Annotated in this window: 10 protein-coding genes; 2 read left to right on the forward strand and 8 right to left on the reverse strand. The window is 70.9% G+C overall.

What is annotated here, in order from left to right:
* Positions 1-232: 232 nt before the first annotated feature.
* A complete protein-coding gene (locus tag AB4Y83_RS08675) occupies positions 233-1,816 on the forward strand; it encodes a stealth family protein (RefSeq protein ID WP_442296564.1) in 1,584 nt (527 codons plus the stop codon).
* Positions 1,813-4,524 (forward strand): bifunctional glycosyltransferase/CDP-glycerol:glycerophosphate glycerophosphotransferase, encoded by a 2,712-nt coding sequence (locus AB4Y83_RS08680; protein ID WP_442296565.1) that lies wholly within the window; start codon positions 1,813-1,815, stop codon positions 4,522-4,524. Before AB4Y83_RS08675 ends, AB4Y83_RS08680 begins: the two co-directional genes overlap by 4 nt.
* Before the next feature lie 79 nt (positions 4,525-4,603).
* Here the strand turns inward: AB4Y83_RS08680 and AB4Y83_RS08685 are convergent, their stop codons facing one another.
* The 8 genes from AB4Y83_RS08685 to AB4Y83_RS08720 all read right to left on the reverse strand — a co-directional run bounded on the left by AB4Y83_RS08685 (position 4,604) and on the right by AB4Y83_RS08720 (position 14,290).
* Positions 4,604-6,490 (reverse strand): Na+/H+ antiporter, encoded by a 1,887-nt coding sequence (locus AB4Y83_RS08685; RefSeq protein ID WP_442296566.1) that lies wholly within the window; start codon positions 6,488-6,490, stop codon positions 4,604-4,606.
* Between the two features lie 62 nt (positions 6,491-6,552).
* Positions 6,553-7,734, reverse strand: a complete 1,182-nt coding sequence (locus AB4Y83_RS08690) for a DegT/DnrJ/EryC1/StrS family aminotransferase (protein WP_442296567.1) — start codon at positions 7,732-7,734, stop codon at positions 6,553-6,555.
* A complete protein-coding gene (locus tag AB4Y83_RS08695; protein ID WP_442296568.1) occupies positions 7,731-8,807 on the reverse strand; it encodes an SDR family NAD(P)-dependent oxidoreductase in 1,077 nt (358 codons plus the stop codon). The genes AB4Y83_RS08690 and AB4Y83_RS08695 overlap by 4 nt, the downstream gene beginning before the upstream one ends.
* Before the next feature lie 89 nt (positions 8,808-8,896).
* Positions 8,897-9,952, reverse strand: coding sequence for a nucleotidyltransferase family protein (locus AB4Y83_RS08700; protein ID WP_442296569.1), 1,056 nt, complete (start codon positions 9,950-9,952; stop codon positions 8,897-8,899).
* The gene (gene neuC / locus AB4Y83_RS08705) at positions 9,949-11,169 is read right to left on the reverse strand and encodes a UDP-N-acetylglucosamine 2-epimerase (RefSeq protein ID WP_442296570.1); all 1,221 of its coding nucleotides are present in this window, start codon (positions 11,167-11,169) and stop codon (positions 9,949-9,951) included. The genes AB4Y83_RS08700 and neuC overlap by 4 nt, the downstream gene beginning before the upstream one ends.
* A 3-nt stretch (positions 11,170-11,172) precedes the next feature.
* Positions 11,173-12,231: an N-acetylneuraminate synthase family protein gene (locus AB4Y83_RS08710; protein ID WP_442276804.1), complete on the reverse strand. Its 1,059-nt coding sequence runs from the start codon at positions 12,229-12,231 to the stop codon at positions 11,173-11,175.
* Positions 12,228-12,872, reverse strand: coding sequence for a NeuD/PglB/VioB family sugar acetyltransferase (locus AB4Y83_RS08715; RefSeq protein ID WP_442276803.1), 645 nt, complete (start codon positions 12,870-12,872; stop codon positions 12,228-12,230). The genes AB4Y83_RS08710 and AB4Y83_RS08715 overlap by 4 nt, the downstream gene beginning before the upstream one ends.
* Complete coding sequence (locus tag AB4Y83_RS08720) at positions 12,869-14,290, reverse strand: hypothetical protein (protein WP_442296571.1); 1,422 nt, start codon at positions 14,288-14,290, stop codon at positions 12,869-12,871. The genes AB4Y83_RS08715 and AB4Y83_RS08720 overlap by 4 nt, the downstream gene beginning before the upstream one ends.
* Between the last annotated feature and the right edge of the window lie 55 nt (positions 14,291-14,345).

A 14,345-nucleotide genomic window follows, 5' to 3' on the forward strand; every position in this document is an offset into this window, starting at 1 on the left:
GCCTGACTAACTGATGATGTCGGGCACAGCACGACGACGCTCGCCAGAGCGACCACACAGGGAGCTTTGCCACATGTCACGCCTCRCCGACCATTTGCCGCACGATCTGAAGGTTCGCCTGCTCAGACGTGTTCCCCGGGCGTGGTGGCTCCGAGTCCGCCCGTTCGTCCACGGAACCACCGAGCTCCAGCGACGCCACCGGGATCGGCGCGCCACCAGAATGCTCGCCGCGGTGCCCCAGTCGGTGCGTGGCGGCGCGGTGACAGTGTCCAACGGCGAGGAGAACTGGCTCGCCCACCAGATCACGTCCTTCTCATCCGTTCAGGTCCTTGCCGACAACCTGGCCCTGGTCGCGGACACGCTAGAGCGACACGACGTCGAACACGTAGTCCTGGAGGCCGAGACCAACAGGCGCCGCCTCGTCGTTGTGCCGTCGGATGTCGCGCACGAAGCTCGCACGGCCCTGGAACGCGAGCTGGCGTCCGCTGGCGCCTATGTCGCTCCGGTGACAGGCTCGCGGGTCGTCCGACCGCGCGTCATCGGTCACCGCCCCATCCCCGTGGGCACACCGCACCTTCGGGTCTTCAAGGCCCTGTGCACGCCGGACCGGCAGTTCCTCAGCGCCGCCGACCTGGGCTGCGACGTGCAGTTCTGGGATCAGACCACCCAGGACGGACCACTGGCAGTCGGCAGCCAGCCGGTGCCTGCCGGCACGTGGATCGCGCCCCGACGAAACCACTGGATCGACGTCGTGGAGCCCGATAACCAGGCCATTGCGGCACGCGACGTGGACGGGCGGCCTCGCGCCACCCTCTCCCGGCTCGGCCATCCGAACCTGGACTCGGTGCGCACGCCCATCGATATCGTCTACACGTGGGTCGACGGGTCGGACCCCGAGTGGGAGGCCCGACACGCGCGAACCCTCCGTAGCGTGAAGGGAACCGGAGCCGTCAACCGGCTGGCCACGAACTCCTCACGCTACCTCTCCCGCGACGAACTCAAGTTCTCTCTCCGCTCCGTGGAGATGTATGCCGGGTGGGTCAACCACGTCTATCTCGTCACCGATGCTCAGATGCCGCCCTGGCTGGACGCGAGCCACCCCAAGATCACCGTTGTGGACCACAAGGACATCTTCGGGGAACACGGACGCCTTCCCACCTTCAATTCACACGCGATCGAGTCGCAGCTACACCGAATCGATGGCCTGTCAGAGCACTTCCTATACCTCAACGACGACGTTTTCTTTGGCCGATCTGTGGAGCCCAGCCGGTTCGTGCGCAGCAACGGCCTGACGAACTTCTTCCCCTCGACCGCCAAGATCAGCCTCGGGGGCCCAGCACCGGAGGACTGGCCGGTGATGGCCGCCGGGAAGCGCAACCGCGACCTGCTCGTGAAGGCTTTCGGCCGCCAGGTGACGAACAAGATGAAGCACGTACCTCACTCCATGCGGCGATCGGTACTGGCAGAGATCGAGCAGAGCTTCGGCGACGACCACGCCCGCACCGCGGGATCCCAGTTCAGGAGCGACTCGGACATCTCCATCCCGTCCTCGCTCGCCCACTACTACGGATACTTCACGGGCCGTGCTGTGCCGGGCTCCATCGCGTACTTCTATGCAGACATCGCACGGCCGGATACGCCAGCCCGCCTCGAGCGCCTGTTGCGCAAACGGAACTTCGACGTCTTCTGCCTCAACGACCACGATTCGACCGGGGTTGACCCCGCTACCCAGGCCCGGATGATCAACACCTTCCTGCAGCAGTACTTCCCGCTTCCCTCCTCGTTCGAGCTGGCCTCGCCCGGTGACCGGGGATGAGGGGACCGGCAGCTGCGACCGACCTGAGCGTCATCGTCCCCATCTATAACGTCTCTGCCTACCTCACGGAGTGCCTCGAGTCCATCGAGGCGCAGCAGGACTTCGCCGAGCTCGAGGTCGTCCTTGTCGACGACGGCAGCACGGACGACTCAGGCGCCATCGCCGCCGAGTTCGCGGGCCGGCACGAGAACGTGCGGCTGATTCGGCAGGCCAACGCCGGTCTCGGCGCAGCGCGCAACGCCGGGCTCGACGCGTCTGGTGGCACCTTCGTGGCGTTCTGCGACTCCGACGACGTCCTGCCCGCGGATGCCACTCACGAGCTGCGCTCCCTCGTGACCGAGCACGTCGACGTCGTGGTCGGAAACATGCAGACCTTCCCGTCTACCACGACTTGGCCGTGGCAGACGGAGATGGCGCCCGAGCCACGGCGCATCACCAGCCTGGCGCAGGCCCCGGCACTCGTGCACAGCGCGAGCGCCTGCAACAAGATCTTCCGCCGAAGCCATCTCCAGGAATACAAGCTCCGATTTGGCGAGGGAGTCCACTTCGAGGACGTCTACGTCACCCTTCCGGCCCTGCTGTGGTCCCGGGAGACGGTCCTGACCCGAACCGTGACCTACCGGTACCGCAAGCGCGAGTTGAGCGGGTCGATCATGGACTCCCTCTTCTCGGAGGCCCGGAACTTCGAGGACCACCTGCTCGCCGAGGAGATGCTCGCCGACCTGATGCCCCAGCTGGACGAGGACCGTGCTGCCGCCTTGCGCACCTTCATGGTCCGTAGCTTCCAGGGCTTTCTCCTGCGTGCACCCGAGATGCTGGAACACGCCGCACTTGCAGACTTCTTCCGTCGGGCCGTGGCTGTCTACGGGGACTTCCCCCCGGAGGCCGTCACCGCGTCAGCCCTCAACGCACGACACCGCATTCCGTACGCCGCGGTGATCAAGCGCGACTTCGACCTGTTCGCTCGCCGAGGTGAGCACGCGACCCGGGTCCGGGCGCACGACGGACGGCTCCTACTCGACCGCTATGACGACCTCGACGAGGTCATGCACCTCGACACGGTGCATGCGTGGCTGGAGTCGGTGACCGTGCGTCATGGTCGAGAGGTCGTCTTTACCGGACGCCTCAACGTGCCCGGCCTCGACCTCAGCAGCACCTCCACCTTGGATATCGGACTGCGCGTACGCGGCAGCGGCGTCACCGTGCCGGCTCGGGTGATCGAGCGCCCAGATGTTGCCGCCCGGGCTCCCGAGCTCCGCTACAGCGGTTTCGAGGCCGTCGTACCGTTGGCCCGGCTCAAGGAGGGGGCACACCACGTTCGGCTGGTCTTCCACACTCCGACCGGCCAAGCCTCGACGCGGACGAAGCCGAGCCAGGGCTACCTCCGCTCGGCGCGCCATCACCGACGGGCCGGTCTGAGCCTGCTGCCGCGCGTCGACCGGTGGGACAACTGCCAGCTCGTCGTCCGTCACGCCTCCACCCCCGCCGAGCGGCGGAGGTTGAGCCGGAACCTGCTGCGGGAGGACTTCGCCGCTCTGAGGACGAAGGCACCGTTCGGCGCCCAGCGAGTGCTCAGGGCGCTGACGCGACCGTTCATGCGCCGCAAGAAGGTGTGGCTGCTCGGCGAGCGGCGCGACACGACCCAGGACAACTCCGCCGCGCTGTTCACCCACCTCAGACGGCACCATCCGCGCCTGCCCGTCTATTACGTGCTCGACCGTAAGGCACCGGGCTTCACAGAGCTGTCGGCCCTGGGCAACGTAGTGGCGCACAGCTCCCGACGGCACCGGTGGCTCATGCTGCACGCAGCCGTCCTTGTCAACTCCTATGACATCGACGCCTACATGCTTCCCGACGGATGGTCGCGTGAGCAGTATCAGCGTCACCTCGCATGGCGGGTCGGGAGCCGCCGAGTCTTCCTCCAGCATGGGGTCATCTACAACGACGTGTCGCACGCCCTCCATCGCGGGGTGACCGGCTTCGACCTGTTCTGCACCTCCTCGGATAGGGAGGCGGCCTACGTGCGCGAGCGGATGGACTACACGGACCAGGTGGTCACCACCGGGCTCGCACGTTTCGACACCCTGGTCAAGCCCGATCGCCCGCGACCTCGCGTGCTGTTCATGCCCACATGGCGCAGCTACCTGGTCAGCCCGTCCTACGCGAAGTCGAGAGCCGCGCGTGAGGCGCTCGCGGACTCGGCCTACATTCACTTCCTTCGGGAGTTCCTCGCGTCCCCCCTCCTTCAGGCCGGGCTCGAGCGATACGATGCGACGCTCGAGTTCCTCCCACACTACGAAGTAGGACCGCACGTCAAGGACCTGGCCGAGGCCCAGCCTAGGTACTTGTTCAGCGACCCCAAGTCCCGCAATATCCAGTCGGCCATCCGGGAATGCTCGGTCTTCGTCACCGACTGGTCATCGACCTTCTTCGACGCCGCCTATCTCGGCACGCCGGTCGTGTTGTGCCCCTTCGACCCTGACGACTTCCACAGCCGCCACTACCGGCGTGGCTACTTCGATCTCGCAGCCGACGGGTTCGGGCCGGTGGCCATGGATCCCGAGGCCGCTGTATCCGCTGTGCTGCGTCAGCTGCACGAAGACGGCGCCATGCAGGAGCTCTATGCCGCCCGGGCACAGTCGTTCTTCACGCACCGGGACCGTTCGAACGCCGAACGCATCGTCGAAGCCATCGCGTCGCTGCGCTGAGCCACAGCACCTGGGCGGCGGTGCCCGACGGCGCCCGGCTGAGAGAGCCGCGCACTCAGTGGACAGGAGGTGTAGCGGCTCAGCCGACGACCTCGTCGACGAAACACCAGCGCCACGCCTCGCCCGGCTCGATGGAGCGCATGACGGGATGCTGCCTCTCGTGGAAGTGCGCCGTGGCGTGCTTCATCTCCGAGGAGTCGCAGCAGCCGACGTGCCCGCACTGGAGGCAGAGACGCAGGTGCACCCACGTCGTGCCGTCGCGCAGGCACTCCTCGCATCCTTCGGGGGTGCGCGGCTCGACGCACGAGTCGGTCTCCTGCAGGTGCTCGCACGGGGCCTCGATGGTGTCCACGGGCAACATCTCACTCTCTGCCAGGCGGCTCTCCTGGTCGTCGATGCGGTCGAGCATGGTCTCTTCCAGGTCGAGGCTGCTGAGGACGACGCGGAGCACGACGTGGTCGGCCCGCCCCTCGTCGCGCAGGCGCAGGACCTCTTCGCGCTCGGCCTGCAGCATCTGCAACCGGGCCCGGCAGTAGCGCGCGCTCGGCGTCTCGTCGTCGTTGCCGCTGCGCGGCCCGAGCCGCTCCCACATCTGGTTGAGCCGGTCCTCGGAGCGCGACTGCAGCATCTCGCGCGTCGCCTCGTCGACGTCGTCCATGCGGTCGAGCGCGTCGAGGCCGGAACGCGTCGCGGCCTGGAGCACGGTGGCCGCCTGGAGCGCGTCCTCGCGGGGGTCGGGCCCCCGCACGTCCAGCCAGCGGGCCAGAGCAGGCAGCGTCGTGCCCTGGATGAGCAGGGTGCCGATGGTGACGACGACGGCGATGAGGACCAGCACGTCCCGGTGCGGGGTCTCCGGCGGCAGCAGCAGGGCCGCAGCGAGGGTCACCACGCCACGCATGCCGGCCCACGACAGCACCACGGTGTGCGTCCAGGGTGCGTGTGCCTCGATGCGGAACACCTGGGTGCTGAGGAAACGGAACGGCACGATCCAGAGGGGTCGGAGGAGCAGGACGGCGACGAGCGTTCCGACGGCCGCGAGCGTGATCTGCCCGGCGGACAGCGGTGAGCTGCGGACCTCGGCGAGGACGTAGAAGACCTGCAGGCCGATGAGGAGGAAGACGGCGTTCTCGAGGAGGAACTGGATCGAGCTCCAGTTGATCCGCTCGCTGAGGCGCGAGGCCCCCGTCTGGGTGCGCGGCGACTTGTGGCCGAGCACGAGGCCTGCCGTGACGACGGCGATGACGCCGGAGGCGTGCAGCTCCTCGGCGGGGACGTAGGCCGCGAAGGGCACCATGAACGACAGCACCGTGTCGAAGGCCGGTTCGGTCGAGAAGTGCCGGCGCAGCACCGAGACGACGAGCGCGACGACGACGCCGACCGCGATGCCGCCCACCGACGCCCAGGCGAAGTCGAGCACGACGCCGCCGAAGGTCACGCCGTTGGCCGCCAACCCCGTCGCGAGTCCGGCCGCGGCGAGCGCCGTGCGCAGCGAGACGAGGGCCGTGGCGTCGTTGACGAGCGACTCGCCCTCGAGGATCGACACGAGGCGCCGCGGCAGCCCGATGCGACGGCCGACCGCCGTCGCCGCGACCGCGTCCGGCGGCGCGACGACCGCACCGATCGCGAAGGCGACCGCGAAGTCGAGGCCGAGCGCCCACTGGAGGAAGAGCGCCACCCCGAGTGCCGTGAAGAGCACGAGCCCGACCGACAGGCTGAGGATGACTCCCCGGTTGTTGCGGAAGTCGACGAGCGAGGTCTGGATCGCGGCGGCGTACAGCAGGGGCGGGAGGATGCCGAGCAGCACGACCTCGGGGCTCAGGGCCACCTCGGGCACGAACGGCAGGTAGGACCCGAGGATGCCGATGACGATGAGGACGAGCGGCGGCGGCAGGTCGAAGCGGTCGGCGAGCCAGGACCCCCCGAGGACGGTGGCTGCGATCGCGAGCAGCCCGATGGCGATCTCCACGACGACATCCTGCCCCACCCCGTGGCGCGCTGCGTCGGCCGTCCGGCCCGGGCGAAGCAGGCCTAGACGAAGAAGGAGCGCACCGCCGCGATGACGCGGTCCTGGTCGGCGTCGGTCAGCTCGGTCGCGCAGGGCAGCGAGAGGCCTCGGGCGAAGAGGCCGTCACCGACAGCGCCACCCACGAGGGGCGCCGACAGGAACGGCGGCTGGTCGTGCAGCGGCCGCCACAGCGCGCGCGCCCCGACGCCGAGCCCGTTGAGGTGGTCGAGGAACTCGTCACGCCCGCGCCCGTCGGACTCGGGCACGAGGACCGAGTAGAGCCAGTACGTCGCCTCGAGCCCGTCGACGCGCGGCGGCAGGACGAGCGGCAGGTCGGCGAACGCGGCGTCGTAGCGGGACGCGATCCGGTGCTTGGCCGCGACGAACTCGTCGAGCCGCTCGAGCTGGGCGAGCCCGAGGCCCGCCGCGATGTTCGTGAGGCGGTAGTTGTAACCGACCTCGTCGTGGAGGTAGCCGACGTCGGGCACCTTCGCCTGGGTCGTCAGGTGGCGGGCCCGGGCGGCAAGGTCGTCGTCGTCGGTGACGATCATGCCGCCACCGCCGGTCGTCGCGATCTTGTTGCCGTTGAAGGAGAAGCACCCGATCCGGCCGACCGTGCCGGTGTGACGCCCGGCATAGGGGCCCGCCGTCCACGTCGCCCCGAGCGACTCCGCGGCGTCCTCGAGCACGGGTATGCCGTGCCGGTCGCAGGCGTCCATGAGCGGTCCCATGTCGGCGGGCTGCCCCAGCACGTGGACGATCTCGACGACCTTGGGCTGTGCCTCCCCCGCGGCAGCGCGGCGGTCGAGCTCGGCCGCGAGCAGGGCAGGGTCGATGTTCCACGTCGTCCACTCGGCGTCGACGAGGACCGGCCGCGCGCCGCAGTAGGCGATCGGGTTGACCGAGCCGACGAAGGTGAAGTCGGAACAGACGACGTCGTCGTCGCGACCGACCCCGAGCAGGAGCAGGCCGATGTGGATCGCGGCCGTGCCGGTCGCGCACGCGATGGCGTGCTTCGACCTGACCCGCTCGGCGAAACGCCGCTCGAACTCCGCGACGAAGGGTCCGACGGACGAGACGAAGCCCGACTCGACGGCCTCGAGGACGTAGCGGCGCTCGAGCTCGCCGATGTTGGGCACGGCCAGCGGGATCGTGCCCTCGGGCCCGCGCGCTCCGGGCGCGTGCGCCTCGCCGGTCGTGGTCACCGGTGGTACCGGCCGGCCGTCTCGGGGTCGACGCGCGGCCGCAGCCACTCGGCGGTGGCGGCGAGACCTTCCTCGAGCGACACGGTGGGCGCCCAGCCGAGCACCTCGTTGGCGAGCGACGGGTCGGACAGCAGGATCTGCACCTCGGACCCCCCGGGCCGGATGCGATCGCTCTCGGTGACGATCTCGGCGTCGCTGCCGGTGACCCTGCGGCACAGGTCGACGACGTCGCCGACGGAGACGGTGCGCCCGGTGCCGAGCTGGATCGTCGTGCCGGGCGCGACGTCGGCCAGAGCCGCGCGGACGAAGCCGTCGGCCGTGTCGGCGACGAAGGTGAAGTCGCGCTTCGGCGTGACGTCGCCGAGCTTGAGCTGGCTCGCGCCGGCGAGCAGCTGCGACAGGACGGTCGGGATGACGGCGCGCGTCGACTGGCGGGGCCCGAACGTGTTGAACGGGCGCAGCGTCGTCACCGGCGTCTCGAACGACAGCGCGTACGACTCGCACATCTTGTCGGCCGAGATCTTCGTCGCCGAGTAGGGCGACTGGCCGCGCAGTGGGTGCGCCTCGGTGATCGGCACCGACTCGGGCGTGCCGTAGACCTCGGAGGTCGACGTGTTGACCATCCGCGGCGTGCCGTGGCGACGGACGGCCTCGAGCACGTTGAGCGTGCCGATGACGTTGGTCTCGACGTAGGAGCGGGGAGCCACGTAGGAGAAGGGGATCGCGATGAGCGCCGCGAGGTGGAGCACGACGTCGACGCCCTCGGTCGTCGCCATGACGTGCTCGGGGTCGCGGATGTCGCCGAGGACGACCTCGGCCTGGCCGTCGCGGACGGCGGCGCGGAAGGCGTCGGACTCGTCGAGCCACCCCGTCGAGCCGTTGGAGTTGTAGAGGCAGAAGGCGCGCACGTGTGCGCCGTCGGCGAGCAGCCGCTCGACGACGTGCGACCCGATGAAGCCGTCGGAGCCCGTGACGAGGACGGTCTTGCCGGCGACGGAGCCCTCGACGGGTCGCGCGGTCAGCTCGATGTCGGGGATCTCAACGGTGTTGCTTGGAGCGGAAGGTGTTGTCACAGCTGCCTTTTCGTCGTCCATGGGTGCTCGTATGCCGTTTGCCACGTCAGCAGTGACCGTGGCGGTCACGTCGTCGCTCGCGCGGGCGCTCACGTCTCGCCCTTCGCGCGGGCCAGGTCCTTCGGGGTGCCGACGTCGATCCAGTCGCTCTGGATCGGCCACGCCGTCACCGGCTCGTCGCGCGCGAGACACGTCTCGACGAGGCCCGGCATCGTGCTGGCGCGCCCGGTGGGCAGCCAGGCGAGCGCCCGCGGCTCGACGGCATACACGGCGGCGTTGATGTCGAAGCTCAGGGTCGGCTTCTCCGAGACGCCGGTGACGCGCCCGTCGGTGCTCTCGACGACGCCGAACGGCACCTCGTGCTGGTAGGTGCGGGTCGCGACGGTGACGGCGGCGCCCGTCCGCCGGTGCGCGTCGAGCAGGTCGCTCGCGTCGAACTCGACCATGAGGTCGCCGTTCATGACGAGCACAGCGTGCTCGAGGTCGGGCCGCTCGTCGCGCAGGAGCGTCAGGGAGCCTGCCGTGCCCAGCGGTCGCTCCGGGTCCTCCCGGAGGTAGCGGACCGTGCACCCGAGGCGGGAGCCGTCCCCGAGGTGCTCCTCGATCTGCTCGGCGAGGTAGTTGACGCTGACGTAGATCTCGCGGATGCCGTCACCGACGAGACCGAGGACGATCCACTCGAGGATCGAGCGGCCCGCGACGGTCATGAGCGGCTTCGGGGTGTCCTTCGTCAGGTCGCCGAGGCGCGTGCCGCGACCACCGGCCATGACGACGGCGACGTTGGGCAGCGGCGCCGACCCGACGACGTCCGACAGGGTGTGCAGGCCGACGAGGGTGCGGTCGTCGGCGAGCTCGGGCACGGCAGAGATGCGCAGGGCCTGCATGAGGTCGAGGACGAGCGCCCGCGGTGACCCGGCGGCGACGAAGTGCGGCGTCCGGGTGGCGTGGTCGAGGGCGGCGTCGTCGAGGCTCGTGCCCTTGAGGAAGGCTCTGCGCAGGTCGCCGTCGGTGAGCAGCCCGGCGAGGCGGTTCTCGTCGTCGACGAGCAGGCACACGAGGTTGCCGCTGCGGTCCACGACCTCGAGGGCGTCGCGGATCGTCGCGGTGGTCGGCGCGCACGCCGCGCGCAGATCTCGCGCTGTCACTCCTCCTCCTCCTCGTTCGTGCGGCGGGCCCGTTGCCTGCCCACCACGCGTGCCGGGTGCAGGTCCACGAAGTGCTTGGCCCGTGGGGCGAGCGCCGCTGTCCGAACGATATCGAGGATGGCGGCGCTCGCCGTACCCGTGCCGTAGGGGTTGGCGACGTGCGCCGCGTGCTCCCGCCAGCGGGGGCTGAGCGCGGTGCGCAGCGCGGCCTCGACGGTCTCCCGGCCCTCGGCCGCGTGGACCACGTTGTCGCCCCGGAGCCGACCGCGCTGACGCTCGCCGATGTCGACGGCCGGCACGTGCAGGGTCGCGGCCTCGATGACGCCCGAGCTCGAGTTGCCGACGACGACGTCGGCGGCCGCGAGGACGCGGGGGTAGTCACGGCCGAGGGCGGCGACGAGCCGGAGGCGGGGTTCGCGTGCCGCGAGGCAGGTCAGTGCCGAGAGGATCTCGTCGCGCCCCTCGTCCATGCCCGGGTGGGTGGCGACGACGGTGCCACACGCGGCGAGCGCGGCCTCGGCGGCCTCGCGCGCCCACTGCCCCACCGGGGCACCGGGCTGGGCGGTCGGCGGGTGGTAGGTGAAGAGGCCGAGCGGTCGCTCGACGGTCGTGCCGAGCAGGTCGCCGAGGTCGGCGTCGGGGATCGGCGACGCGGTCGCGAGCCGGTCGAGGCCGGGCGCCCCGGTCACGTGGACGCGGTCGGCCGGCTCGCCGAGCTGGCGCACCCGCGCCGCGGCGTCCTCGGACGCGACGCAGTGCTGGTCGGCGAGCTTGGTGACGGCGTGGCGGACCCGTTCGTCGAGCGCCCCCTCGGTCACCTCTCCCCCGTGCAGGTGCACGACCGGCACCCCGAGCAGGACGGCGGGCGGCACGACGTAGAGCAGCTCCCAGCGGTCGCCGAGCACGACGAGGACGTCGACGTGCTCGTCCCGGAGCGCCCGTCCGCAGGCGCGCGCGAGCAGCGCACCCTGCTCGAGCTGGGCGTCGACCGTCACGGCCGTCATCGGCTCGGCGAGCGGCACGACGGCCCCGCGCCACTCGTCCGCCGTGACGCTCGAGGGCAGGGCCGCGACGAGGTCGTCGGCGGCATACATCACCCCGGTCAGGACGCGCAGGGTCACGTCGCTCGCCGACTGCAGGGCCTCGAGCACCGGCGACAGCGGTCCGAGGTCGGCGCGGGTCCCGACGAAGACGGCGACCGTGTGCGTGGGGGCCACGGGTCAGCCGACGAGGTCGGCGTCGGTCACGGGGGCTCCGGCCTCGACCGCGCGGGCCAGGACGCGTCCGCGGATGTCGACGGCGGGGCTGACGCCGCCCTCGGGGCGCAGCAGCTGCAGGTCGGTGCCCGCGAGCTCCGAGCCGGCCGGCATCGCGTGCGCCGCGTGCCACGACCGCCGGACGAGGACGGCGTTCTCCTCCTCCGACGGCATGCGCACCTTGACGCCGTCGCCGAGAGCCAGCGCGAGCTGCTTCGTCGTCGCGACGTAGTCGGTGAGCGCGTCCGGCTCGAGGCTGGCGAGGTGGTCGGGGCCGGGGAGGGTGCGGTCGCTCGTGAAGTGCTTCTCGAGGATCGGCGCACCGAGCGCCACGGCGCCGAGCGCCGTCGTGAGCCCGGGCGTGTGGTCCGACCACCCCACGGGTATGCCGTGCAGCTCGGTCAGGCGCGGGATGACCCGCAGGTTGCACTCCTCGACGGGCGCCGGGTAGGCCGAGACGCAGTGGAAGAGCACGAGGCCCGGCGCGTCGGCGCAGGCCTCGACGGCCGCCTCGACCTCGTCCTGGGTGCCCATCCCCGTCGAGACGAGCAGGACGACCCCGAGTCGCGACATCTCACGCAGGTAGGGCAGGTTCGTCAGCTCTCCAGAGCTGACCTTGAGCGCGGGCAGCCCGAGCTCGACGAGCATCTCGGCGCTGTCGAGGTCGAAGGGCGTCGAGAGGAAGGTCGTCCCCGCCTCGGTCGCGTGGTCGCGCAGCTCGACCCAGGCCTCCTTGGGCAGGGTCAGGGCCTCGAGCAGGCTGCGCTGGTCGGCACTTCCGCCGCGGTCACGCTGGTAGGGCGTCGTCGCGGCCGCCGACGAGACGAGCTTGTCGGGCGAGAACGTCTGGAACTTCACCGCATCCGCRCCGGACGCGACCGCGATGTCGACGAGGCGGTGGGCCAGCTCGATGTCGCCGTTGTGGTTCACCCCGGCCTCGGCGATGACGTAGACGTCACCGGGGGTCGGGACCTCGACATCGCCGATCGCGACCGGGTGGACGGCGTTCAGGTGGTCGCTCATGCGGTGCCTCCGGTGGGGCGCGTGGCTGCGGGGACGCCGACGACGGTCGCGCCGTCGGCGACGGGTGTGGTGACGACGGCGCCGGCCCCGACGGTGACGCTCGACCCGACCGAGACGCCGGGAAGGACGCGTGCTCCGCTGCCGACGAGGGTCAGCTCGCCCACGGACGCGGCACCGAGGAGCACGGCGCCGGGCGCGACGTGGGTGCCGACGCCGACGGTGCAGTCGTGCTCGACGACGGCCGCGGTGTTGACGACGACGGCCTCACCGAGGGTGCTGGCCGGTCCGACGTGCGCGTGCTCGAGCACGACCGACCCGGCCCCGAGCACGCTTCGGGGAGAGACCGTCGCGGTCGCGGCGACGACGGGCGGGACCGAGATCCCGCGTGCCACGAGCTCGCGCACGAGCCGCGCGCGAGCCGCGTTGGCACCGATGGCGACGACCGCGTGGAGTCCCTCCGCCGCGAGGAGCTCGAAGGCCTCCCGGTCGTCGACGAGCACGTCGACGTGCCAGGACTCGCCTGCCGGGACGGCGCCCGAGACCGCGACGACGGCGTGACCGGCGCGCTCGAGGACGTCGACGACCGAGCGCGCGTGGCCGCCGGCGCCGAAGACGACCCAGCCGGTGCCGTCGCCCGTCATGCGGGTCCGCCCCGGTGGCCGAGCGAGGCCGCGGCCTCGCCGAGCGCGCCGCCGACCTTGCGGATGTTGTCGGGCTCGAGCACCGCGGGCACCCGCGGCGGGTCGAGCACGAGACCCTCCCACGAGTTGCGCACGTAGTCGTGGACGAACCACTCGTCGATCGTGGCCTGGTCGGCGCGCAGCGACTCCCAGCCGCGGTCGGCGACGAACCGGGTCAGGTCGTCGGGCGAGTCGAGCTGCGCGACGTTGCCCAGGCCGCTCCACGGCATCTCGGCGCCGGTGACGACCGGCAGTCCGAGGAGGCCGGCCTCGAGGCCGACCGTGCCGGTCGCGGTGACGGTGAAGACCGCCTGCTTCATCAGCTCGCGCGAGTCGGCGAAGGGGTCGATCGTGGCGATGTTGGGGTGAGCGTCGAACTGCGGCCAGTAGTCGGGGTCGCGGCGCCACATGAAGTGCGCGTGCTCCTTGACGGCGACGCCGATGTCGAGCGGCGCGAGCGCCTCGGCGAGCACCCTTGCGGTGTAGGCCTGGTCGCGCCACTCCTGACCCATGACGTCGGCGCTCGACTCGGGCTGCACCTGTAGCGGCAGGAAGACGAACTTCTCGGGCACCGGGTCCCAGCGACGGTCCTGGTACTCGCGCAGGTTGAGCCGCGCCTTGACGGGGTTGAGCCAGGGGAGCCTGGCGTAGTCCGAGGGCCGGGGCAGCTGGAGGTTCGCGCCCCGGTCGACGGCGAACTCCTTGATGCGGTCGCTCGCGAGCCGCCAGATCTCCTGGCCGGTCTCGACCTTGAGGTTGCGCGCGAAGCCCATCGGCCGACCGTGCTCGGCCCGCCACGTGTCGATGAAGGCCTGACCCGCGGCGAGGGCCGACGGGTCCTCGACCTGCCGCTCCCACAGGGTGATCCCCTTGGGCGCGCCGATGAGGCCGAAGCGGTCGGACGGGAGGCGTATGCCGCGGGGCCAGGTCGCGAGGCCACCGTGGTGGGTCACGAGGCCGGCCGTGAGCAGCTCGGACGTCACGGTGAACTCGACGAGGGCCAGGACGGGGCCGCGACCCTCGATGGCCGCCTCGAGCTCCTCGGCGGCGAGGTTGAGGAAGTTCATCGCGGTGTCGACCCGGTTGCGGCGCAGCGCCCGCTCGGACACGAGCAGGTCGAGGGGGTCGAGACCCACCCCGGCGCAGGCCCGTTTGAGAGCGGCGTGGGGCGCGAGGCCACTGACGACGTTGGCCTTGCGCGCGGCGGCATACGGCAGCCGGACGGTCGTGGCGCGCGGCGCGTGCCGGCGCACCCACGCGAGGTTGGCGTCCGTGCGGACGACGAGGATGAGGTCCTTCGTCTCGAAACCCGCGTGCACGAGGGCCGGGACGAGGAGGTCGTCGTAGCCCAACCCCATGTGGACGAGCGGTGTCACCACGAAAGCGTCTCTCCTGCGTGTCGGTGCGTGCCGGATCGAGGCGAGCCGGGCGAGC

The organism is Terrabacter sp. RAF57 (assembly GCF_052113925.1).
Classification (GTDB): domain Bacteria; phylum Actinomycetota; class Actinomycetes; order Actinomycetales; family Dermatophilaceae; genus Terrabacter.

Excerpts from the sequence above, each read along its gene's own strand:
- AB4Y83_RS08680 (WP_442296565.1), top strand. The coding sequence starts at position 1,813 with ATGAGGGGACCGGCAGCTGCGACCGACCTGAGCGTCATCGTCCCCATC.
- AB4Y83_RS08715 (WP_442276803.1), bottom strand. The coding sequence starts at position 12,872 with ATGACGGGCGACGGCACCGGCTGGGTCGTCTTCGGCGCCGGCGGCCAC.